This window comes from Enterobacter sp. I4, from assembly GCF_022669095.1.
Lineage (GTDB): Bacteria > Pseudomonadota > Gammaproteobacteria > Enterobacterales > Enterobacteriaceae > Enterobacter > Enterobacter pasteurii.
In genome coordinates this window covers 1,039,465-1,061,210 of record NZ_JALBUO010000002.1, presented here as the reverse complement: position 1 = coordinate 1,061,210, position 21,746 = coordinate 1,039,465, and the positions used below count along the sequence as shown (strand labels likewise).

16 protein-coding genes, 4 tRNA genes, 3 rRNA genes and 1 riboswitch are annotated in these 21,746 nt (G+C 54.8%); of the genes, 19 read left to right on the top strand and 4 right to left on the bottom strand.

The annotated features are described in order from the left end of the window. Window positions 1-57: 57 nt before the first annotated feature. Together argH and oxyR are read left to right on the top strand one after the other, a co-directional pair. Window positions 58-1,431, top strand: a complete 1,374-nt coding sequence (argH, locus tag MOQ06_RS17395; protein ID WP_242174145.1) for an argininosuccinate lyase — start codon at window positions 58-60, stop codon at window positions 1,429-1,431. 327 nt (window positions 1,432-1,758) lie between these two features. Then, window positions 1,759-2,676: a DNA-binding transcriptional regulator OxyR gene (oxyR, locus tag MOQ06_RS17390; RefSeq protein WP_025758848.1), complete on the top strand. Its 918-nt coding sequence runs from the start codon at window positions 1,759-1,761 to the stop codon at window positions 2,674-2,676. Here oxyR and sthA read toward each other — a convergent pair. Further along, complete coding sequence (sthA, locus tag MOQ06_RS17385) at window positions 2,659-4,059, bottom strand: Si-specific NAD(P)(+) transhydrogenase (protein ID WP_242174142.1); 1,401 nt, start codon at window positions 4,057-4,059, stop codon at window positions 2,659-2,661. The two genes, oxyR and sthA, sit on opposite strands and share 18 nt — an antisense overlap. A gap of 196 nt (window positions 4,060-4,255) precedes the next feature. On the opposite strand from sthA, the gene fabR reads away from it, so the two are divergent. Together fabR and MOQ06_RS17375 are read left to right on the top strand one after the other, a co-directional pair. Further along, window positions 4,256-4,894, top strand: a complete 639-nt coding sequence (gene fabR, locus MOQ06_RS17380) for an HTH-type transcriptional repressor FabR (protein WP_125915679.1) — start codon at window positions 4,256-4,258, stop codon at window positions 4,892-4,894. A 9-nt stretch (window positions 4,895-4,903) separates the two neighbouring features. Further along, window positions 4,904-5,263, top strand: coding sequence for a YijD family membrane protein (locus MOQ06_RS17375; RefSeq protein ID WP_148422580.1), 360 nt, complete (start codon window positions 4,904-4,906; stop codon window positions 5,261-5,263). A gap of 79 nt (window positions 5,264-5,342) precedes the next feature. On the opposite strand, the gene trmA is transcribed toward MOQ06_RS17375, so the two are convergent. Continuing rightward, entirely contained in the window at window positions 5,343-6,443 is a 1,101-nt protein-coding gene (trmA, locus tag MOQ06_RS17370; RefSeq protein WP_242174139.1) for a tRNA (uridine(54)-C5)-methyltransferase TrmA, read from the bottom strand. A gap of 104 nt (window positions 6,444-6,547) precedes the next feature. Next, a riboswitch (cobalamin riboswitch) is annotated at window positions 6,548-6,724 on the top strand. Between the two features lie 65 nt (window positions 6,725-6,789). Here trmA and btuB point away from each other — a divergent pair. The 9 genes from btuB (at window position 6,790) to MOQ06_RS17325 (ending at window position 15,324) form a co-directional block, all read left to right on the top strand. Beyond that, complete coding sequence (gene btuB, locus MOQ06_RS17365) at window positions 6,790-8,637, top strand: TonB-dependent vitamin B12 receptor BtuB (RefSeq protein WP_242174137.1); 1,848 nt, start codon at window positions 6,790-6,792, stop codon at window positions 8,635-8,637. Continuing rightward, window positions 8,582-9,433 (top strand): glutamate racemase, encoded by an 852-nt coding sequence (murI, locus tag MOQ06_RS17360; RefSeq protein ID WP_148422583.1) that lies wholly within the window; start codon window positions 8,582-8,584, stop codon window positions 9,431-9,433. The genes btuB and murI overlap by 56 nt, the downstream gene beginning before the upstream one ends. A 383-nt stretch (window positions 9,434-9,816) precedes the next feature. After that, window positions 9,817-11,358, top strand: a 16S ribosomal RNA gene (locus MOQ06_RS17355). Window positions 11,359-11,427: 69 nt separating this feature from the next. Then, window positions 11,428-11,504 (top strand) — tRNA-Ile (locus MOQ06_RS17350). Window positions 11,505-11,608: 104 nt separating this feature from the next. Next, a tRNA-Ala gene (locus tag MOQ06_RS17345) sits at window positions 11,609-11,684 on the top strand. Window positions 11,685-11,854: 170 nt separating this feature from the next. Next, window positions 11,855-14,759: ribosomal RNA gene (locus MOQ06_RS17340) — 23S ribosomal RNA — on the top strand. A gap of 188 nt (window positions 14,760-14,947) precedes the next feature. Continuing rightward, window positions 14,948-15,063, top strand: a 5S ribosomal RNA gene (rrf, locus tag MOQ06_RS17335). The 16S, 23S and 5S rRNA genes sit together here with 4 tRNA genes alongside, the layout of an rRNA operon. Before the next feature lie 55 nt (window positions 15,064-15,118). Next, window positions 15,119-15,195, top strand: a tRNA-Asp gene (locus tag MOQ06_RS17330). A 53-nt stretch (window positions 15,196-15,248) separates the two neighbouring features. Next, window positions 15,249-15,324: transfer RNA gene (locus MOQ06_RS17325), tRNA-Trp, on the top strand. A gap of 101 nt (window positions 15,325-15,425) precedes the next feature. On the opposite strand, the gene hdfR is transcribed toward MOQ06_RS17325, so the two are convergent. After that, window positions 15,426-16,247: an HTH-type transcriptional regulator HdfR gene (hdfR, locus tag MOQ06_RS17320; RefSeq protein ID WP_148422503.1), complete on the bottom strand. Its 822-nt coding sequence runs from the start codon at window positions 16,245-16,247 to the stop codon at window positions 15,426-15,428. Between the two features lie 118 nt (window positions 16,248-16,365). Between hdfR and MOQ06_RS17315 the strand changes: the two genes are divergently transcribed. Beyond that, window positions 16,366-16,704 carry a DUF413 domain-containing protein gene (locus MOQ06_RS17315; protein WP_006808641.1) on the top strand — a complete coding sequence of 113 codons (339 nt, stop codon included), beginning with the start codon at window positions 16,366-16,368 and terminating at the stop codon, window positions 16,702-16,704. Window positions 16,705-16,731: 27 nt separating this feature from the next. Here MOQ06_RS17315 and MOQ06_RS17310 read toward each other — a convergent pair whose 3' ends face one another. Then, entirely contained in the window at window positions 16,732-18,252 is a 1,521-nt protein-coding gene (locus MOQ06_RS17310) for a YifB family Mg chelatase-like AAA ATPase (protein WP_242174135.1), read from the bottom strand. A gap of 341 nt (window positions 18,253-18,593) precedes the next feature. Between MOQ06_RS17310 and ilvL the strand changes: the two genes are divergently transcribed. The 5 genes from ilvL (at window position 18,594) to ilvE (ending at window position 21,686) form a co-directional block, all read left to right on the top strand. Continuing rightward, complete coding sequence (ilvL, locus tag MOQ06_RS17305) at window positions 18,594-18,692, top strand: ilv operon leader peptide (protein ID WP_023620831.1); 99 nt, start codon at window positions 18,594-18,596, stop codon at window positions 18,690-18,692. 86 nt (window positions 18,693-18,778) lie between these two features. Continuing rightward, window positions 18,779-18,829 carry a peptide IlvX gene (gene ilvX, locus MOQ06_RS17300; RefSeq protein WP_166792073.1) on the top strand — a complete coding sequence of 17 codons (51 nt, stop codon included), beginning with the start codon at window positions 18,779-18,781 and terminating at the stop codon, window positions 18,827-18,829. Window positions 18,830-18,831: 2 nt separating this feature from the next. Continuing rightward, window positions 18,832-20,478, top strand: a complete 1,647-nt coding sequence (ilvG, locus tag MOQ06_RS17295; protein WP_242174133.1) for an acetolactate synthase 2 catalytic subunit — start codon at window positions 18,832-18,834, stop codon at window positions 20,476-20,478. Further along, window positions 20,475-20,738, top strand: a complete 264-nt coding sequence (ilvM, locus tag MOQ06_RS17290; protein WP_148422463.1) for an acetolactate synthase 2 small subunit — start codon at window positions 20,475-20,477, stop codon at window positions 20,736-20,738. Before ilvG ends, ilvM begins: the two co-directional genes overlap by 4 nt. Window positions 20,739-20,756: 18 nt before the next feature. Further along, a complete protein-coding gene (gene ilvE / locus MOQ06_RS17285; RefSeq protein WP_176609211.1) occupies window positions 20,757-21,686 on the top strand; it encodes a branched-chain-amino-acid transaminase in 930 nt (309 codons plus the stop codon). Window positions 21,687-21,746: the final 60 nt, after the last annotated feature.

The window sequence follows — 21,746 nt, the reverse complement described above, 5'->3', positions numbered from 1 at the left end:
CCCGGCAAGCGCAGCACCGCCGGGCAATGACATTCAAAGATATTAAGGAAGCATGTTATGGCACTTTGGGGTGGGCGTTTTACACAGGCAGCGGATCAGCGGTTCAAACAGTTCAATGACTCTTTGCGCTTCGACTACCGCCTGGCCGAACAGGATATTGTCGGCTCTGTGGCCTGGTCCAAAGCGCTGGTGACCGTGGGCGTGTTGACCGCAGATGAACAGCAGCAGCTTGAAGAGGCGCTGAATAACCTGCTGGAAGAGGTGCGGCTGGATCCGCAGCAAATCCTGCAAAGCGATGCGGAAGACATTCACAGCTGGGTGGAAGGCAAACTGATCGACAAAGTGGGCCAGCTGGGTAAAAAGCTGCACACCGGCCGTAGCCGTAACGACCAGGTCGCGACCGATCTGAAGCTGTGGTGTAAAGAGACCGTTGGCGAACTGCTGGCGGCTACCCGTCAGCTGCAGAGCGCGCTGGTGGAAACGGCGCAGAACAACCAGGACGCGGTCATGCCGGGTTATACCCACCTGCAGCGCGCGCAGCCGGTGACCTTTGCGCACTGGTGTCTGGCCTACGTTGAGATGCTGGCGCGTGACGAAAGCCGCCTGCAGGATACGCTCAAGCGCCTGGACGTGAGCCCGCTGGGCAGCGGTGCGCTGGCGGGAACAGCGTATGAAATCGACCGTGAACAGCTGGCAGGCTGGCTGGGCTTTGCCTCTGCTACCCGCAACAGCCTGGACAGCGTGTCTGACCGCGACCACGTGCTGGAGCTGCTCTCAAGCGCGTCTATCGGCATGGTGCACCTGTCGCGCTTTGCTGAAGACCTGATCTTCTTTAACTCGGGCGAAGCCGGTTTCGTCGAGCTGTCCGACCGCGTGACGTCAGGCTCTTCCCTGATGCCGCAGAAGAAAAACCCGGACGCGCTGGAGCTGATCCGCGGGAAGTGTGGCCGCGTTCAGGGTGCGCTGACCGGCATGATGATGACCCTGAAAGGGCTGCCGCTGGCGTACAACAAAGACATGCAGGAAGACAAAGAGGGGCTGTTCGACGCGCTCGACACCTGGCTGGACTGCCTGCACATGGGCGCGCTGGTGCTGGACGGCATTCAGGTGAAACGTCCGCGTTGTCAGGAAGCGGCGCAGCAGGGCTATGCCAATTCTACCGAACTGGCGGACTACCTGGTGGCGAAAGGCGTACCGTTCCGCGAAGCGCACCACATCGTGGGCGAAGCGGTGGTGGAAGCCATTCGTCAGGGTAAACCGCTGGAAGATCTGCCGCTTGCCGATCTGCAAAAATTCAGCGCGGTTATCGGGGATGATGTGTATCCGATTCTGGCGCTGCAATCCTGCCTGGACAAGCGTGCGGCGAAAGGCGGCGTGTCGCCTAAGCAGGTGGCGCAGGCGATAGCGGACGCGAAAAACCGGCTGGTTTGATTTGTGCGGGCTGGTGCCCTCACCCCGGCCCTCTCCCACAGGGAGAGGGAGCAAACCCTAAAAATGGCAACTTCGGTTGCCATTTTGCTTTTATCCCCGGGCTTTTTTACGCAAAAAAAAAGCGGACCACGGGGTCCGCAAAAGTTCACGTTGGCTTTAGTTGTTCGAGTTTTGAGAGAAACTCGATGACGGTGACGGGTCGTCAAGGGTCAAACACGTTCCGCCTCGTCTGTGTGATGTATTATTCAACAGAATGCTTGATAGGGATAATCGTTCGTTGCTATGCTATCTATCGCCATGAACTATCGTGGCGACGGAGGATGAATAATGAATATTCGTGATCTTGAATACCTGGTAGCGTTAGCCGAGCACCGCCATTTTCGCCGCGCGGCAGACTCCTGCCACGTCAGCCAGCCCACGCTGAGCGGCCAGATCCGCAAGCTGGAAGACGAGCTGGGCGTGATGCTGCTGGAGCGCACCAGTCGTAAGGTTCTGTTCACACAGGCAGGTCTGCTGCTGGTGGATCAGGCGCGCACCGTGCTGCGCGAGGTCAAAGTGCTCAAGGAAATGGCAAGCCAGCAGGGGGAGGCGATGTCCGGCCCGCTGCACATCGGCCTGATCCCAACCGTTGGCCCGTATCTGCTGCCGCACATCATTCCCATGCTGCACCAGACGTTCCCGAAACTCGAAATGTATCTGCATGAAGCGCAAACCCATCAGCTGCTGGCGCAGCTGGACAGCGGCAAGCTCGACTGCGCCATTCTGGCGCTGGTAAAAGAGAGTGAAGCCTTTATTGAAGTGCCGCTGTTCGATGAGCCGATGATGCTGGCGATCTATGAAGATCACCCGTGGGCGAACCGCGATCGCGTGCCGATGGCCGATCTGGCCGGTGAAAAGCTGCTGATGCTGGAAGATGGCCACTGCCTGCGCGATCAGGCGATGGGCTTCTGCTTCGAGGCGGGCGCTGACGAAGATACCCATTTCCGCGCAACCAGCCTGGAAACGCTGCGTAATATGGTCGCGGCGGGAAGCGGAATTACGCTGCTGCCTGCACTGGCCGTGCCGCGCGAGCGTAAGCGTGATGGCGTGGTCTATCTGCCGTGCATTAAGCCGGAGCCGCGCCGCACGATTGGCCTGGTTTATCGTCCGGGGTCACCGCTGCGCAGCCGCTATGAGCAGCTGGCAGAGGCCATCCGCGGTGCGATGGATGGCCATTTCGACAGCGCGTTAAAACAGGCGGTTTAAGCCGTTCAGCGCGGCTACCCGATAGGCTTCCGCCATTGTCGGGTAGTTAAAGGTGGTGTTAACGAAGTACTCAATGGTGTTACCGCCACCTTTCTGCTCCATGATCGCCTGGCCGATGTGAATGATTTCCGCCGCGCGTTCACCAAAGCAGTGAATGCCGAGGATCTCTTTCGTCTCGCGATGGAACAGGATCTTCAGCGTACCCACGCTCATTCCCACGATTTGCGCCCGCGCCAGATGTTTAAACTGAGCACGGCCCACCTCGTAAGGCACCTTCATGGCCGTCAGCTGCTGCTCGGTTTTCCCTACGGAGCTGATTTCCGGAATGGTGTAGATACCCGTCGGAATATCTTCAATCAGATGCGCGGTCGCTTCACCTTTTACCAGCGCCTGTGCGGCAATGCGCCCCTGATCGTAAGCGGCTGATGCCAGGCTTGGGTAACCAATCACGTCGCCTACCGCGTAAACGTGCGGCAGCGCGGTCTGGTACATGCTGTTGACCTTCAGCTGGCCGCGGCTGTCGGTTTCGAGCCCGATGTTTGCCAGCTGCAGGGAATCGGTGTTGCCGGTGCGGCCGTTGGCATACAGCAGGCAGTCCGCTTTCAGCTTTTTACCGGATTTCAGGTGCATAATCACACCGTCGTCGCAGCCCTCGATCTTCTCGTACTCCTCGTTGTGACGGATCACCACGCCGCTGTTCCAGAAGTGGTAGGAGAGGGAGTCTGACATCTCCTGATCGAGGAACGCCAGCAGGCGGTCGCGGGTGTTGATCAGGTCAACTTTGACCTCCATTCCCCGGAAGATAGACGCATATTCACAGCCAATAACGCCTGCGCCATAGATAATCACATGGCGAGGTTCATGGTGCAGGCTCAGGATGGAGTCGCTGTCGTAAATGCGCGGGTGCGAGAAATCCACGTCTGCCGGATGATACGGGCGTGAACCGCAGGCGATCACAAACTTTTCAGCGGTGAGTGTCTCAACCGAACCGTCATGACACTCCAGGGCCAGGGTGTGTTCGTCCACAAAATGCGCGTTTCCTTGCAGAATTTCACAGTGGTTACGCTCATAGAAACCCTGACGCATGCGCGTCTGCTGGTTAATGACCGTGTCTGCGTGGTTCAGGATGTCGGCAAAAGAGGAACGAAGAAGTCGGGAGTGGTCGCTGTAAAGAGGGTTCTGGTTAAATTCAATAATGCGGCTAACGGCGTGGCGGAGGGCTTTTGAAGGGATGGTGCCCCAGTGGGTGCAACCGCCGCCGACGTTATGGTAGCGCTCTATTACCGCTACTCTGGCTCCCTGTTTTACCAGACCCATAGCAGCACCTTCGCCGCCGGGGCCGGAACCAATAACTATTGCGTCGTAATCGTAGGAATGTGGCATGGCAAGGCTTACCTGTTCTTATACATAAAAGCAACAGAATCATAACATCATTGCCAGGGTAACCCAATTATCGTTGTGCTTTTTTCGGGCAGTGGAGCACAAACCGCGCGTAAACAATCATTCACAAAGCTGAGCAAACAGATTAATTTTATTCTCTGGTATAGTGCCAACGGGCCTTTGGAAGGATTCAACTATCGTGATGGGCGTAAGAGCACAACAAAAAGAGAAAACCCGGCGTTCGCTGGTGGAAGCCGCATTCAGTCAACTGAGTGCTGAGCGGAGTTTTGCCAGTTTAAGCCTGCGAGAAGTCGCACGCGAGGCCGGGATTGCGCCAACGTCCTTCTACCGTCATTTCCGTGATGTGGATGAACTGGGCCTGACCATGGTCGATGAGAGCGGTCTGATGCTGCGCCAGCTTATGCGCCAGGCGCGCCAGCGTATTGCCAAAGGGGGCAGCGTGATCCGCACCTCCGTGTCGACATTTATGGAGTTTATCGGCAATAACCCTAACGCGTTTCGCCTTTTGCTGCGCGAGCGCTCCGGCACGTCGGCGGCGTTTCGCGCCGCGGTCGCGCGTGAAATTCAGCATTTTATCGCGGAACTTGCCGACTATCTCGAAATCGAAAACCATATGCCGCGTGCGTTTACTGAAGCTCAGGCTGAGGCGATGGTGACCATTGTTTTCAGCGCGGGTGCCGAAGCGCTGGACGTCAGCATCGAACAACGCAAGCAGCTCGAAGAGCGGCTGGTATTGCAGCTGCGGATGATCTCCAAGGGTGCGTATTACTGGTATCGCCGTGAACAAGAAAAGTTGGCACATCAAACCGATGAGTGAAGGTGAGTAATGAAACAGTCAGGTCAGGATAAAGGAACGCTGTTGCTGGCATTGATCGCTGGCTTATCCATTAACGGTACGTTTGCCGCTATTTTTAGCTCAATCGTTCCGTTTTCGATTTTCCCGATTATCGCGCTGGTGCTGACGGTGTACTGCCTGCATCAGCGTTATCAGAACCGCACTATGCCTGTCGGGTTACCGGGGCTGGCCGCAGCCAGCTTTATCCTGGGCGTGCTGTTGTACAGCACCGTGGTGCGTGCAGAATACCCGGATATCGGCTCTAACTTCCTGCCTGCGGTACTGTCCGTTGCGCTGGTGTTCTGGATCGGCTCGCGCATGCGTAGCCGCAAGAGCCAGCTGCCGGAGTAATGAAGGTTTTGCGGGCAGGTAAGCAAAGCGCCACCTGCCAAAAAATGCCGGATGGCGCTAAGCGTGTCCGGCATGCAGATTATCGTGCAGTGAGCAGTACGCCGCACTCCATATGGTGCGTATACGGGAACTGATCGAACAGCGCCAGACGTTCAACCTTGTGCGTCTGGCTTAACGTTTCCAGGTTCTTGCACAGCGTCTCCGGGTTACAGGAGATGTACAGGATACGCGGGTACGCCTGCACCATCTTCTCGGTTTCGCTGTCCAGGCCACTGCGCGGCGGATCGACAAAAATCGTCTCACACCGGTAGCTCTTCAGATCAATCCCCTGCAGGCGATTAAACTCACGCACGCCATTCATCGCCTGGGTAAACTCTTCTGCCGCCATACGAATGATTTGTACGTTGTCGATGTGGTTAGCGGCGATGTTGTACTGCGCGGCAGCAACCGACGGCTTGGCGATTTCCGTCGCCAGCACGCGCTCGAAGTTACGCGCCAGCGCCAGCGAGAAGTTACCGTTACCGCAGTACAGCTCAAGCAGATCGCCCTGCGATCCTTCCGTCGCGTTCAGCGCCCACTCCAGCATCTGCACGTTCATTGCCGCATTCGGCTGGGTGAAGCTGTTCTCTACCTGACGGTAAACCATCTCTTTACCGGCCACCGGCAGACGCTCGTCAATATAATCCTGGTCGAGCATGATTTTGGTTTTGGTCGCGCGGCCAATCAGGTGCACGTTGATGTTCTGCGCGCGCAGCGCATCGCGCAGGGCTTCTGCCTGCTCGCGCCATTCGTCGGTCAGCGCTTTGTGATAGAGCAGGGAAACAATCGCCTGATTGCTTTGGGTGGTCAGGTAGTCAATCTGGAACAGCTTGTTTCGCAGTACCGGATTGTCGCGCACGCCGTCAATCATCAGCGTCATCAGCTGGTTAATCAGTTCACTCGCCGCCGGGAAGCTATCCACGCGAATGCGGGATTTCGTCTGCTGATCGAAAATGATGTGATACAGGTCGTCGCCATCGTGCCAGATGCGGAACTCGGCGCGCATACGATAGTGGCAGACCGGAGAACGGAACACCTCGGGAACGGGCGCGTTGAACGGCGTCATCATACTTTGCAGGCGGACAACTTTTTCTGCCAGCTGTGCGTCGTACTGTTCTGTAGGGAGGTGTTCGGGGGTCATGATGCGTCCTGAATGATAAAGAATTACGCGGGGATTGTAGGGATTGTGCAGTGGATGTCCAGATTTAATGGCTAATAGCTGTCTGGACATCTATACGTGTCTAATTGTAGCATTCTGTTTCCGGTCTCCTGAGAGTGAAAAGGGAATCCAGTGTAAATCTGGAGCTGACGCGCAGCGGTAAAGACTGGCGGGATGAGAAGTAGAGACACTGTGAAAATGGGAAGTCTTCATCCGTATAACGCCACCCAGCCCGAAGACCTGCCGGGATCACGTCGCATTTGGTTTCATCATCGCGTGCTATGGATGAGGCCTGCGGCATCCTTCTTATATTGTGGATGCTTTAACAATGATTAAAAAAGTATCGCTGTTGACGGCGTTATCCGTCACGGCATTTTCGGGCTGGGCGCAGGAAAGCGCTGACTCGTTGGTGGTGACAGCAAACCGTTTTGAACAGCCTGTAAAAACCGTTCTGGCTCCGACATCCGTCGTGACCCGTGAAGATATTGAACGCTGGCAATCCACGACGGTACTGGATGTCATGCGCAGACTGCCAGGCGTTGATACGGCGCAAAACGGTGGTATGGGGCAAATGTCTTCTCTTTTTATTCGCGGTACCAACTCCAGCCACGTTCTGATCCTCGTTGACGGTATGCGCCTTAACCAGGCAGGTGTCACAGGTTCATCAGATCTCAGCCAGTTCCCCATCTCCCTTGTGCAGCGTATCGAATATGTTCGTGGGCCGCGTTCGGCGATTTACGGCTCAGACGCGATTGGCGGCGTCGTGAACATTATTACTACCCGTGCGAAGGACGGTACGACGCTGACCGCGGGCGCAGGATCGCATGGCTATCAAAATTATGGCGGCAGCACTCAGCAAACGCTTGGCGACAGCACGCGCGTAACGCTTGCGGGTGATTACACCTATACCAAAGGTTTTGATGTGGTCGCGGACGGCAACAATGGCGGCCTTGCTCAGACCGACCGCGATGGCTTTATGAATAAAACGCTCTACGGCGCACTGGAGCATGCATTCTCAGACCAGTGGAGCGGGTTCGTTCGCGGCTTTGGCTACAGCAACCGTACCGCCTATGACGGTTATTACAGCTCGTTTACGCCTGATGTACTGGTCGACACGCGTCAGCTGTACAGCCAGACCTGGGACGCAGGGCTGCGCTTCAACGATGACATCTTCCATTCACAGCTGCTCACCAGCTATAGCCACAGTAAAGACTATAACTACGACCCACATTCAGGACGATATGATTCGTCTGCCACACTGGATGAAATTAAACAGTACAATGTTCAGTGGGTTAACTCCGTGGATGTGGGCCATGGCAACGTTGGCGCGGGCGTAGACTGGCAAAAGCAGAGCACTGAACCGGGCACTAATTATGTGACGAATGGCTATGATTTGCGTAACACCGGCGTCTACCTCACCGGATTGCAGCAGTTTGGTGATGTCACCCTGGAAGGGGCGGTGCGTAGCGATGATAACTCTCAGTTTGGTCGTCACGGTACCTGGCAAAGTAGTGCGGCCTGGGAGTTCATTGAAGGTTATCGCGTTATCGCTTCGTATGGCACAGCCTATAAAGCGCCAAACCTTGGACAGCTCTATGGCTTCTACGGCAACGAACACCTCGATCCCGAAGAGAGCAAGCAGTGGGAAGGCGCGTTCGAAGGTCTTACCGCTGGTGTAAACTGGCGCGTGTCGGCTTACCGTAACGATGTTGATAACCTGATCGACTTCAACAATAACCTTCAGGAGTATTACAACGTCGGTAAAGCACGTATTAAAGGGGTTGAAGCGACTGCCTCGTTTGATACTGGCCCGGTCATGCATACTCTCGGTTACGACTATGTTGATGCCCGTAATGCGGCAACCAACCAACTGCTGGATCGTCGCGCTAAGCAGCAGGTGAAGTATCAGCTCGATACCCGGATCTATGATTTTGACTGGAGCCTGACATATCACTATCTCGGTACGCGCTACGATACTGACTTCGGCACATATCCGTCAGAGAAGGTGAAAATGGGCGGCGTCAGCCTGTGGGATGTGGCGGTTTCATATCCTGTCACCTCTCACCTCACAGTTCGTGGTAAAATAGCCAACCTGTTCGATAAAGATTACGAGACAGTTTATGGCTACCAAACTGCAGGACGGGAATACACCTTGTCTGGCAGCTACACCTTCTGATCCGCGTCCTACCGTGCTGGTGTTTGATTCCGGCGTCGGTGGGCTTTCGGTCTATGACGAGATTCGGCAGCTCCTGCCGGATCTCCATTACATCTACGCCTTCGATAACGTCGCCTTCCCGTACGGGGAAAAGAGCGAAGACTTTATTGTTGAGCGCGTGGTTGAAATTGTCACCGCGGTACAAAAGCGCTATCCCCTGGCGCTGGCGGTCATTGCCTGTAATACAGCAAGCACGGTTTCTCTTCCTGCCTTGCGCGAAAAATTTCCGTTCCCGGTTGTGGGCGTGGTCCCGGCAATCAAACCGGCAGCACGCCTGACGGCAAACGGCATCGTGGGGCTGCTGGCGACGCGCGGTACGGTGAAACGTCCTTATACGCGCGAGCTTATCGATCGCTTTGCCAATGAATGCCAGATCGCGATGCTCGGCTCTGCAGAGCTGGTGGAGATGGCGGAAGCGAAACTGCACGGCGAGACGGTATCGCTTGAAGAGCTGCGTCGCATTCTGCGTCCATGGCTGCGGATGCAGGAACCACCGGATACGGTTGTCCTTGGCTGCACTCATTTCCCGCTATTGCAGGAAGAGCTGTTAAAGGTTCTGCCAGAAGGTACCCGGCTGGTGGATTCCGGTGCTGCCATTGCGCGTCGGACGGCCTGGCTGCTGGAACATGAAGCGCCGGATGCGAAATCAGCGGATGCAAATATCGCTTTCTGTATGGCAGTTACAAAAGAAACTGAACAGCTTTTACCCGTTTTACATCGTTATGGCTTCGAAACGCTCGAAAAACTGGCGCTGTAGCACGGTTTTGAGCAAAAAAGAGACGGTTGAACGTTTTTTTTAAAAGAGGGGTTGTCAACGTCTGAGAACTCCCTATAATGCGCCTCCACTGACACGGAACAACGGCTTACAGGCCGCCGGGACAGCGGGGTTCAGAGATGAACGCCAACAGAGAAAAGTGAAAATATTTGCTTGACTCTGAATGAGGAAAACGTAATATACGGGACCTCGCAACGGTGAGCTGAAAGCCGCGTTGCAACTGCTCTTTAACAATTTATCAGACAATCTGTGTGGGCACTCAAAGTGACATGGATTCTTAATGTCTTCGGACAATAAATGAATACCAAGTCTCTGAGTGAACATACGTAATTCATTACGAAGTTTAATTCACGAGCATCAAACTTAAATTGAAGAGTTTGATCATGGCTCAGATTGAACGCTGGCGGCAGGCCTAACACATGCAAGTCGAACGGTAACAGGAAGCAGCTTGCTGTTTCGCTGACGAGTGGCGGACGGGTGAGTAATGTCTGGGAAACTGCCTGATGGAGGGGGATAACTACTGGAAACGGTAGCTAATACCGCATAACGTCGCAAGACCAAAGAGGGGGACCTTCGGGCCTCTTGCCATCGGATGTGCCCAGATGGGATTAGCTAGTAGGTGGGGTAACGGCTCACCTAGGCGACGATCCCTAGCTGGTCTGAGAGGATGACCAGCCACACTGGAACTGAGACACGGTCCAGACTCCTACGGGAGGCAGCAGTGGGGAATATTGCACAATGGGCGCAAGCCTGATGCAGCCATGCCGCGTGTGTGAAGAAGGCCTTCGGGTTGTAAAGCACTTTCAGCGGGGAGGAAGGCGGTAAGGTTAATAACCTTGCCGATTGACGTTACCCGCAGAAGAAGCACCGGCTAACTCCGTGCCAGCAGCCGCGGTAATACGGAGGGTGCAAGCGTTAATCGGAATTACTGGGCGTAAAGCGCACGCAGGCGGTCTGTCAAGTCGGATGTGAAATCCCCGGGCTCAACCTGGGAACTGCATTCGAAACTGGCAGGCTAGAGTCTTGTAGAGGGGGGTAGAATTCCAGGTGTAGCGGTGAAATGCGTAGAGATCTGGAGGAATACCGGTGGCGAAGGCGGCCCCCTGGACAAAGACTGACGCTCAGGTGCGAAAGCGTGGGGAGCAAACAGGATTAGATACCCTGGTAGTCCACGCCGTAAACGATGTCGACTTGGAGGTTGTGCCCTTGAGGCGTGGCTTCCGGAGCTAACGCGTTAAGTCGACCGCCTGGGGAGTACGGCCGCAAGGTTAAAACTCAAATGAATTGACGGGGGCCCGCACAAGCGGTGGAGCATGTGGTTTAATTCGATGCAACGCGAAGAACCTTACCTACTCTTGACATCCAGAGAACTTAGCAGAGATGCTTTGGTGCCTTCGGGAACTCTGAGACAGGTGCTGCATGGCTGTCGTCAGCTCGTGTTGTGAAATGTTGGGTTAAGTCCCGCAACGAGCGCAACCCTTATCCTTTGTTGCCAGCGGTTAGGCCGGGAACTCAAAGGAGACTGCCAGTGATAAACTGGAGGAAGGTGGGGATGACGTCAAGTCATCATGGCCCTTACGAGTAGGGCTACACACGTGCTACAATGGCGCATACAAAGAGAAGCGACCTCGCGAGAGCAAGCGGACCTCATAAAGTGCGTCGTAGTCCGGATTGGAGTCTGCAACTCGACTCCATGAAGTCGGAATCGCTAGTAATCGTAGATCAGAATGCTACGGTGAATACGTTCCCGGGCCTTGTACACACCGCCCGTCACACCATGGGAGTGGGTTGCAAAAGAAGTAGGTAGCTTAACCTTCGGGAGGGCGCTTACCACTTTGTGATTCATGACTGGGGTGAAGTCGTAACAAGGTAACCGTAGGGGAACCTGCGGTTGGATCACCTCCTTACCTTAAAGAACCTGCCTTTGCAGTGCTCACACAGATTGTCTGATGAAAAACAGCAGTAAAAATCTCTGCAGGCTTGTAGCTCAGGTGGTTAGAGCGCACCCCTGATAAGGGTGAGGTCGGTGGTTCAAGTCCACTCAGGCCTACCAAATTTTTGCTGATGCTGCGTTGCGGCGACACTCACATACTCAGGTATGCTTCGTGTCACCACGCCTTGCCTCAACAAAAATACCGGTAGAGAGATCACTACGATGGGGCTATAGCTCAGCTGGGAGAGCGCCTGCCTTGCACGCAGGAGGTCTGCGGTTCGATCCCGCATAGCTCCACCATCCTTTACTGCAAAACAAGAAAACTTCAGAGTGAACCTGAAAAGGTGCACTGCGAAGTTTTGCTCTTTAAAAATCTGGATCAAGCTGAAAATTGAAACGACACACAGCTCATGTGTGTTCGAGTCTCTCAAATTTTCGCAATCATGAAGTGAAACATCTTCGGGTTGTGAGGTTAAGCGACTAAGCGTACACGGTGGATGCCCTGGCAGTCAGAGGCGATGAAGGACGTGCTAATCTGCGAAAAGCGCCGGCGAGGTGATATGAACCCTTGACCCGGCGATGTCCGAATGGGGAAACCCAGTGCAATCCGTTGCACTATCGTTAGCTGAATACATAGGCTAACGAGGCGAACCGGGGGAACTGAAACATCTAAGTACCCCGAGGAAAAGAAATCAACCGAGATTCCCCCAGTAGCGGCGAGCGAACGGGGAGCAGCCCGGAGTCTGAATCAGCTTGTGTGTTAGTGGAACGGTCTGGAAAGTCCGACGGTACAGGGTGATAGTCCCGTACACGAAAATGCACATGCTGTGAACTCGAAGAGTAGGGCGGGACACGTGGTATCCTGTCTGAATATGGGGGGACCATCCTCCAAGGCTAAATACTCCTGACTGACCGATAGTGAACCAGTACCGTGAGGGAAAGGCGAAAAGAACCCCGGCGAGGGGAGTGAAAAAGAACCTGAAACCGTGTACGTACAAGCAGTGGGAGCCTCTTTATGGGGTGACTGCGTACCTTTTGTATAATGGGTCAGCGACTTATATTCTGTAGCAAGGTTAACCGTATAGGGGAGCCGAAGGGAAACCGAGTCTTAACTGGGCGTTAAGTTGCAGGGTATAGACCCGAAACCCGGTGATCTAGCCATGGGCAGGTTGAAGGTTGGGTAACACTAACTGGAGGACCGAACCGACTAATGTTGAAAAATTAGCGGATGACCTGTGGCTGGGGGTGAAAGGCCAATCAAACCGGGAGATAGCTGGTTCTCCCCGAAAGCTATTTAGGTAGCGCCTCGTGAACTCATCTTCGGGGGTAGAGCACTGTTTCGGCTAGGGGGCCATCCCGGCTTACCAACCCGATGCAAACTACGAATACCGAAGAATGTTATCACGGGAGACACACGGCGGGTGCTAACGTCCGTCGTGAAGAGGGAAACAACCCAGACCGCCAGCTAAGGTCCCAAAGTCATGGTTAAGTGGGAAACGATGTGGGAAGGCACAGACAGCCAGGATGTTGGCTTAGAAGCAGCCATCATTTAAAGAAAGCGTAATAGCTCACTGGTCGAGTCGGCCTGCGCGGAAGATGTAACGGGGCTAAACCATGCACCGAAGCTGCGGCAGCGACGCGTATGCGTTGTTGGGTAGGGGAGCGTTCTGTAAGCCGTTGAAGGTGTGCTGTGAGGCATGCTGGAGGTATCAGAAGTGCGAATGCTGACATAAGTAACGATAAAGCGGGTGAAAAGCCCGCTCGCCGGAAGACCAAGGGTTCCTGTCCAACGTTAATCGGGGCAGGGTGAGTCGACCCCTAAGGCGAGGCCGAAAGGCGTAGTCGATGGGAAACAGGTTAATATTCCTGTACTTGGTGTTACTGCGAAGGGGGGACGGAGAAGGCTATGTTAGCCGGGCGACGGTTGTCCCGGTTTAAGCATGTAGGCGGAGGTTCCAGGTAAATCCGGTACCTTTTAACGCTGAGGTGTGATGACGAGGCACTACGGTGCTGAAGTAACAAATGCCCTGCTTCCAGGAAAAGCCTCTAAGCATCAGGTAACACGAAATCGTACCCCAAACCGACACAGGTGGTCAGGTAGAGAATACCAAGGCGCTTGAGAGAACTCGGGTGAAGGAACTAGGCAAAATGGTGCCGTAACTTCGGGAGAAGGCACGCTGATATGTAGGTGAAGCCCCTGCGGGTGGAGCTGAAATCAGTCGAAGATACCAGCTGGCTGCAACTGTTTATTAAAAACACAGCACTGTGCAAACACGAAAGTGGACGTATACGGTGTGACGCCTGCCCGGTGCCGGAAGGTTAATTGATGGGGTTAGCGGCAACGCGAAGCTCTTGATCGAAGCCCCGGTAAACGGCGGCCGTAACTATAACGGTCCTAAGGTAGCGAAATTCCTTGTCGGGTAAGTTCCGACCTGCACGAATGGCGTAATGATGGCCAGGCTGTCTCCACCCGAGACTCAGTGAAATTGAACTCGCTGTGAAGATGCAGTGTACCCGCGGCAAGACGGAAAGACCCCGTGAACCTTTACTATAGCTTGACACTGAACACTGGTCCTTGATGTGTAGGATAGGTGGGAGGCTTTGAAGCGTGGACGCCAGTCTGCGTGGAGCCGCCCTTGAAATACCACCCTTTAATGGCTGGTGTTCTAACGTAGACCCGTAATCCGGGTTGCGGACAGTGTCTGGTGGGTAGTTTGACTGGGGCGGTCTCCTCCCAAAGAGTAACGGAGGAGCACGAAGGTTGGCTAATCCTGGTCGGACATCAGGAGGTTAGTGCAATGGCATAAGCCAGCTTGACTGCGAGCGTGACGGCGCGAGCAGGTGCGAAAGCAGGTCATAGTGATCCGGTGGTTCTGAATGGAAGGGCCATCGCTCAACGGATAAAAGGTACTCCGGGGATAACAGGCTGATACCGCCCAAGAGTTCATATCGACGGCGGTGTTTGGCACCTCGATGTCGGCTCATCACATCCTGGGGCTGAAGTAGGTCCCAAGGGTATGGCTGTTCGCCATTTAAAGTGGTACGCGAGCTGGGTTTAGAACGTCGTGAGACAGTTCGGTCCCTATCTGCCGTGGGCGCTGGAGAATTGAGGGGGGCTGCTCCTAGTACGAGAGGACCGGAGTGGACGCATCACTGGTGTTCGGGTTGTCATGCCAATGGCACTGCCCGGTAGCTAAATGCGGAAGAGATAAGTGCTGAAAGCATCTAAGCACGAAACTTGCCCCGAGATGAGTTCTCCCTGAGACTTTAAGTCTCCTGAAGGAACGTTGAAGACGACGACGTTGATAGGTCGGGTGTGTAAGCGCAGCGATGCGTTGAGCTAACCGATACTAATGAACCGTGAGGCTTAACCTTACAACGCCGAAGATGTTTTGGCGAAGAGACAGAATTTTCAGCTTTGATTCAGAGTCCGAAGGATTTTGCGCTGAGACAAGGCGGCAAGCGAAGGAAAGGAAGGAGCATACTGAGGTATGTGACTGACTTTACGAGAGCAGCCAACGCAGTATCAGCCCAAAAGACACAGGACAGAGCACAGGAATTTGCCTGGCGGCTGTAGCGCGGTGGTCCCACCTGACCCCATGCCGAACTCAGAAGTGAAACGCCGTAGCGCCGATGGTAGTGTGGGGTCTCCCCATGTGAGAGTAGGGAACTGCCAGGCATCAAATTAAGTAGTGAGCCGGTGCATTAATCCGGTGGTTACAGAAGTATTCGGTGGAGCGGTAGTTCAGTCGGTTAGAATACCTGCCTGTCACGCAGGGGGTCGCGGGTTCGAGTCCCGTCCGTTCCGCCACTTATTAAGACATTAAGCCTGCCTTATCGGCAGGCTTAATGGCAAAAAACTTTAGGGGCGTAGCTCAGTTGGTAGAGCACCGGTCTCCAAAACCGGGTGTCGCGAGTTCGAGTCTCTCCGCCCCTGCCATATAGAATCCTTTGCTTCGGCAAAGGATTTTTTTTTTGCCTGTAAAACAGGCGAAAACCTTCCTGAAATTTGTGCAGCCTGCGTCTCCGCAGGCTTTTGCGTTAATCCAGTATGCTGATTTTCAAAAGATCTTTAATCTGCGACTGCTTATCGCTGTTTTGCAGCCAAATGGCATACAGCGGTCTGGAGAGCGTCGTCGAATCGGTGACAACATGGAGCTCAGGTTTATTATCTGCCCAGCGAACGGGTAGCCAGGTACACCCTTTCAGCGAGGGAAGCTGCTGGCAGGCGATCTCCGCAGAGCTTGTCGTGAGCTGCGGGATATCATCACTGGCAATTAACCCAGCCTCATGCTGCTGAAAGTCCGGGCCCCATTCCAGGCGTAAATAATTGAGGTCTGCCTTCATCATTGAAGGCTCTGTTGCATACAGCGCCAGGCTAAACTGCCCCACAATCTGGCTGCTAAATTCGTCCATCTTGGGCGCTTCGGTAGTGATCAGAAGATCCAGCTGGCGCTCGTGGAGTTGCTTTACCAGCGACTGACGTTGCGCAATTCGGGCCTCGAACTGTAAATGATTATGCGAGCGATACAGTCGCGTAAGCCACTGGCTGAGCATGCATTCCCACAGAGACGCGCTAGCTCCTATGGAGAATTCATTATGCCGGGAAGTGTGCGCAACCTCCTTTCGCGCCGCCTGCCAGGTATTCATCAAGGTTTCTGCATACGGCAGCAGTTTTTCCCCGGCCGGCGTTAAGCGGATATTGTTGCGATGACGGGTGAAAAGATTCACACCCAGTTGGTTTTCCAGCTGTCGAATACGAAAACTGACTGCTGACTGCGTCAGGTAAAGGGCTTCAGCGGCTCGCCCAAAGTGTCGCGTTCTGCTCACTTCGAGGAAAGTTTTTAGCAATTCCGTATCCACATCTTTCTCCACAAAATTATTTGTCGTTATGATTTAAATGTTTTGTTTTACACTCTGTCAAGCGTAACTAATACTCCGCGCCATAAATAGCTCGGCCAAAGAATTAGGAGCGTGTAGGATGGCGGAAAGCTTTACGACGACTAATCGTTTTTTCGACAATAAACATTATCCGCGCGGGTTCTCTCGTCACGGCGATTTCACTATCAAAGAAGCTCAACTTCTTGAGCGCCATGGTTATGCCTTTAACGAGCTGGATCTGGGTAAACGTGAACCAGCAACCGAAGACGAAAAACAGTTTGTCTCTGTTTGCCGTGGTGAGCGTGAGCCGCAGTCTGATGCAGAACGTGTATGGATCAAGTATATGGCTCGCATCAAGCGTCCTAAGCGTTTCCATACGCTGTCCGGCGGTAAGCCGCAGATGGAAGGTGCTGAAGACTACACCGAGTCTGACGACTAAGAAGAGAAGGGGCTACGGCCCCTTTTTTTATGCCAGCATTTTTTGCAGATGCAGCAGCAACCGATCGATCGCCCGATAGCTAAGTGCCTCCTGCAAATGTCGCCTCTCAATTCCTGTGCAACCCTCCACGTCGGCGATGGTACGCGCTACTTTCAACAAACGCTGCCATGCGCGAATGGATAGCCCAAAACGCGTCAGCGTTTCTTCCAGCCAGCCTGCATCCTCCGCGGTGAGAGAACAGAATTGTCGGATCCCGGCGTTATCCAGCCGGGCATTCAGCGTGTTCTGACGAGCATACTGCCGCGCCTGCGCCGTAATGACGCGTTCCCGCACGACTGCCGAACTTTCGCCTTTCAAACCGGTTTGCCTCAGCAGGCCGGGAGGAGGCAGAGGGATCTCCAGCGATAAATCAAAACGGTCAAGAAAGGGCCCGGACAGCTTACTCAGGTAACGCAGCGTCTGCTCCGGCGTGCAGCGGTTATGGTTACCCTGATAATGGCCCGTTGGGCTGGGGTTCATCGCGGCCACCAGCTGAAACCGCGCTGGATAGCTTATTTTGGTTCGTGTACGAGAAAGATGGATCTCGCCAGATTCAATCGGTTCCCGCAGCGCATCCAGCACGCGGCGTTCAAACTCGGGTAATTCATCCAGAAACAGGATACCGTTGTGCGCCAGTGAGATTTCACCCGGTCCTGGAATTGACCCTCCGCCCACCATGGCGGTGAGAGACGCGCTGTGATGGGGAGAGCGAAAAGGGCGGCGGCGCCACTGCTTATGCAGCGACGTTGCGCTGACCAGGCTGAAAATCGCGGCGCTTTCGAGCGCTTCGTGATTATTAAGGGGCGGCAGCAGGCCGCTTAACCTGCTCGCCAGCATCGTTTTACCCGTGCCTGGCGGACCGATAAGCAGCAGATTATGCCCACCCGCGGCGGTTATCTCTAACGCCCGCTTACCCTGATCCTGACCCATAATATCGCTGAGGTCATCGGGCGAATCTGGCACCGCCTCGTCACTCTCCTGCGGTTCGGCAAGCTCGTGTCGGCCTTCCAGCCAGGCGCAAACCTCCTGTAAATGACCCGCTACCAGACACCCCTTTTCGGCGATAAGGCTGACTTCAGAGGCATTTTCATTGGCTACAATGATTTGTCTCCCTGCGCGTATGGCTTCAAGCGCACCCGAGATAGCGCCGGGAACGCCTCTTAACGCGCCTGTAAGCGCTAATTCACCTACGAACTCGCAGGAGCTTAACGTCGGGGTGTTGAGCTGTTCAGAAGCCGCGAGAAGCGCTATAGCAATAGGTAAATCATATCGCCCGCCCTCCTTTGGTAAATCAGCAGGCGCGAGATTAATGGTGATCTTCTTCGCGGGAAAAGCATAACCGCTATTGATGATTGCACTGCGTACGCGATCCCTCGCCTCTTTGACGGTCGTTTCGGGTAAGCCGACAAGCGTCAGTCCGGGCAGTCCATTACTTAAATGGACCTCCACAGAAATAAGCGGTGCCTTCACTCCGATAGCCGCGCGTGTATAAACAACAGACAGTGACATAAGCACCTCCCTGGCGATGACTATGCCAGTAAGGTTGCACGCTGTTTAGCGTTGAATGGCCGAATTACGACGCGCGTTCCTGCTTTTTCGCGACAAACTGCAATCAATACACGCTGGCGGAACCGGCCTCGCAGAAAAGAAATGACGCGCGCTTTGCCTGCGGGAACCAGGCGAAAAAATGAAGAAACTTCATTTCCATTTTTTCCCTATATAAAACAAAGGTTTTAATGGAAATAGTTTGCCTGCTACAGAAATTCGCCATAAAAAAATCTTGTGTCATATGAAATATCTGTGGTAACTCTTTAGGTATTCCTTCGAACAAGATGCAAAAAGAACTGAAAATGACAGCCCTTCTACTAGTGATTAGCCTGGTCGTGATTAGCGTGGTGGTGATTATTATCCCACCGTGCGGGGCTGCACTTGGACGAGGAAAGGCTTAAGAATCAAGCCTTAACGAACTAAGACCCCCGCACCGAAAGGTCCGGGGGTTTTTTTATGACTAAAAAACTTAAATGAGGAGCAGAGAATGACCACTAGCACAAAATTCTGTTTCTCCAGATTTATGACGGGGAACTAACTATGAATGGGGCACAATGGGTAGTACATGCGTTGCGCGCGCAGGGAGTCGAAACCGTATTCGGTTATCCGGGTGGCGCAATTATGCCGATTTACGATGCACTGTATGACGGCGGCGTGGAGCACCTCTTGTGCCGACATGAGCAGGGCGCAGCAATGGCAGCTATCGGCTATGCCCGCGCGACCGGGAAAACCGGCGTGTGCATGGCGACCTCCGGTCCGGGTGCAACTAACCTGATTACCGGCCTTGCTGACGCACTGCTCGATTCCGTTCCCGTGGTGGCGATCACCGGCCAGGTGGCCTCTCCATTCATCGGTACCGATGCCTTCCAGGAAGTTGACGTGCTTGGCTTATCCCTGGCCTGCACCAAACACAGCTTCCTCGTTCAGTCCCTCGAAGAGCTGCCGCGGGTGATGGCCGAAGCGTTCGAGGTTGCCAGCTCTGGCCGCCCGGGCCCGGTTCTGGTTGATATCCCGAAAGATATCCAGGTCGCGCTCGGCGATCTGGAGCCGCACTTCTCCACCGTGGAAAGCGACGATGCGTTTCCGCACGCAGACGTTGAAGAGGCGCGTCAGATGATGGCGCAGGCTAAGCAGCCGATGCTGTACGTAGGCGGCGGTGTGGGCATGGCCCAGGCCGTTCCGGCGCTTCGCGCGTTTATCTCCACCACGCAAATTCCCGCCACCTGCACGCTGAAAGGTCTGGGTGCGGTAGAGGCGGATTACCCGTACTACCTCGGCATGCTGGGAATGCACGGCACCAAAGCGGCTAACCTGGCGGTGCAGGAATGCGACGTGCTTATCGCTGTCGGAGCGCGTTTTGACGACCGCGTCACCGGCAAGCTGAATACCTTCGCGCCGAATGCCAAAGTCATCCATATGGATATCGATCCGGCGGAAATGAACAAGCTGCGCCAGGCGCACGTCGCGCTGCAGGGCGATCTCAACGCGCTGTTACCGGCGCTGGCACAGCCGCTGGAGATCGGCGCATGGCGCCAGCACACCGCAGACATGCGCGCTGAACATGCCTGGCGTTACGACCATCCCGGCGAGGCCATCTACGCGCCGCTGCTGTTGAAGCAGTTGTCCGACCGTAAACCGGCAGACAGCGTGGTGACAACGGACGTGGGCCAGCACCAGATGTGGTCAGCCCAGCACATGACCTACACCCGCCCGGAAAACTTCATCACCTCCAGCGGCCTGGGCACGATGGGCTTCGGCCTGCCTGCTGCCGTGGGTGCACAGGTTGCCCGCCCGAACGATACCGTTATCTGTATCTCCGGTGACGGCTCCTTCATGATGAACGTCCAGGAGCTCGGCACCGTTAAGCGCAAGCAGTTGCCGCTGAAGATCGTATTGCTCGATAACCAGCGTCTGGGGATGGTGCGTCAGTGGCAGCAGCTGTTCTTCCAGGAGCGTTACAGCGAAACGACCCTCACCGATAACCCCGATTTCCTCACTCTGGCCAGCGCCTTCGGTATCCCTGGCCAGCACATCACCCGTAAAGACCAGGTTGAAGCGGCACTCGACACCATGCTGTCAAGCGAAGGGCCTTACCTGCTTCATGTCTCAATCGACGAGCTTGAGAACGTCTGGCCGTTGGTACCGCCCGGTGCCAGTAACTCACAAATGCTGGAGAAATTATCATGATGCAACATCAGGTCGCCGTGCAGGCTCGCTTCAACCCGGAAACCTTAGAACGCGTTTTGCGCGTGGTCCGTCATCGCGGTTTTCAAATTTGCGCAATGAATATGGAAACGGCCACCGACGCGCAAAACATCAGTATCGAATTAACCGTTGCCAGCCCGCGGCCGGTCGACTTACTGTTTAGTCAGTTATCAAAGCTGGTAGACGTTGCCCATGTTGCCATCTGCCAGAGCACAACCACATCACAACAAATCCGCGCTTAAGCGTGACAGGACGAAAAAATGACGACAAAAAAAGCTGATTACATTTGGTTCAATGGTGAGATGGTTCGCTGGGAGGACGCGAAGGTCCACGTGATGTCCCACGCGCTGCACTACGGTACTTCCGTTTTTGAAGGCATCCGTTGCTACGATTCTCACAAAGGGCCAGTGGTGTTCCGCCATCGCGAACACATGCAGCGTCTGCATGACTCAGCCAAAATTTATCGTTTCCCGGTCTCTCAAAGCGTGGATGAGCTGATGGAAGCCTGTCGCGAGGTGATTCGCAAGAACAACCTCACCAGCGCCTATATTCGTCCGCTGGTCTTCGTGGGCGACGTCGGCATGGGCGTAAACCCGCCAGCCGGTTACAGCACCGATGTGATCATTGCCGCGTTCCCGTGGGGCGCCTATCTGGGTGCGGAAGCGCTGGATCAGGGGATCGACGCCATGGTGTCTTCCTGGAACCGCGTTGCGCCTAACACCATTCCAACCGCCGCTAAAGCGGGCGGTAACTACCTCTCCTCACTGCTGGTTGGCAGCGAAGCGCGCCGCCACGGCTATCAGGAAGGTATCGCACTCGACGTCAATGGCTACATCTCCGAAGGCGCGGGCGAAAACCTGTTCGAAGTGAAAGACGGCATTCTGTTTACCCCGCCGTTTACCTCCTCCGCGCTGCCGGGCATCACCCGTGACGCGATCATCAGGCTGGCGAAAGACCTCGGTATCGAAGTGCGCGAGCAGGTGCTGTCCCGCGAATCCCTGTATCTGGCCGATGAAGTCTTTATGTCCGGTACCGCGGCTGAAATCACGCCGGTGCGCAGCGTAGACGGTATTCAGGTGGGTGAAGGCCGCTGTGGTCCGGTTACCAAACGCATTCAGCAGGCGTTCTTCGGCCTCTTCACCGGCGAAACAGAAGACAAATACGGCTGGTTGGATCAGGTTAATCACTAAATATAAATTTGGGACGGCACGCACCGTCCCACTGCATAGTCAGACGGGAGTAAATAAAGC

Bases quoted from the DNA above. Each gene is read 5' to 3' on its own strand.
- argH (WP_242174145.1), top strand. From the start codon at position 58: ATGGCACTTTGGGGTGGGCGTTTTACACAGGCAGCGGATCAGCGGTTC.
- oxyR (WP_025758848.1), top strand. From the start codon at position 1,759: ATGAATATTCGTGATCTTGAATACCTGGTAGCGTTAGCCGAGCACCGC.
- sthA (WP_242174142.1), bottom strand. From the start codon at position 4,059: ATGCCACATTCCTACGATTACGACGCAATAGTTATTGGTTCCGGCCCC.
- MOQ06_RS17375 (WP_148422580.1), top strand. From the start codon at position 4,904: ATGAAACAGTCAGGTCAGGATAAAGGAACGCTGTTGCTGGCATTGATC.
- trmA (WP_242174139.1), bottom strand. From the start codon at position 6,443: ATGACCCCCGAACACCTCCCTACAGAACAGTACGACGCACAGCTGGCA.
- btuB (WP_242174137.1), top strand. From the start codon at position 6,790: ATGATTAAAAAAGTATCGCTGTTGACGGCGTTATCCGTCACGGCATTT.
- murI (WP_148422583.1), top strand. From the start codon at position 8,582: ATGGCTACCAAACTGCAGGACGGGAATACACCTTGTCTGGCAGCTACA.
- MOQ06_RS17315 (WP_006808641.1), top strand. From the start codon at position 16,366: ATGGCGGAAAGCTTTACGACGACTAATCGTTTTTTCGACAATAAACAT.
- MOQ06_RS17310 (WP_242174135.1), bottom strand. From the start codon at position 18,252: ATGTCACTGTCTGTTGTTTATACACGCGCGGCTATCGGAGTGAAGGCA.
- ilvL (WP_023620831.1), top strand. From the start codon at position 18,594: ATGACAGCCCTTCTACTAGTGATTAGCCTGGTCGTGATTAGCGTGGTG.
- ilvG (WP_242174133.1), top strand. From the start codon at position 18,832: ATGAATGGGGCACAATGGGTAGTACATGCGTTGCGCGCGCAGGGAGTC.
- ilvM (WP_148422463.1), top strand. From the start codon at position 20,475: ATGATGCAACATCAGGTCGCCGTGCAGGCTCGCTTCAACCCGGAAACC.
- ilvE (WP_176609211.1), top strand. From the start codon at position 20,757: ATGACGACAAAAAAAGCTGATTACATTTGGTTCAATGGTGAGATGGTT.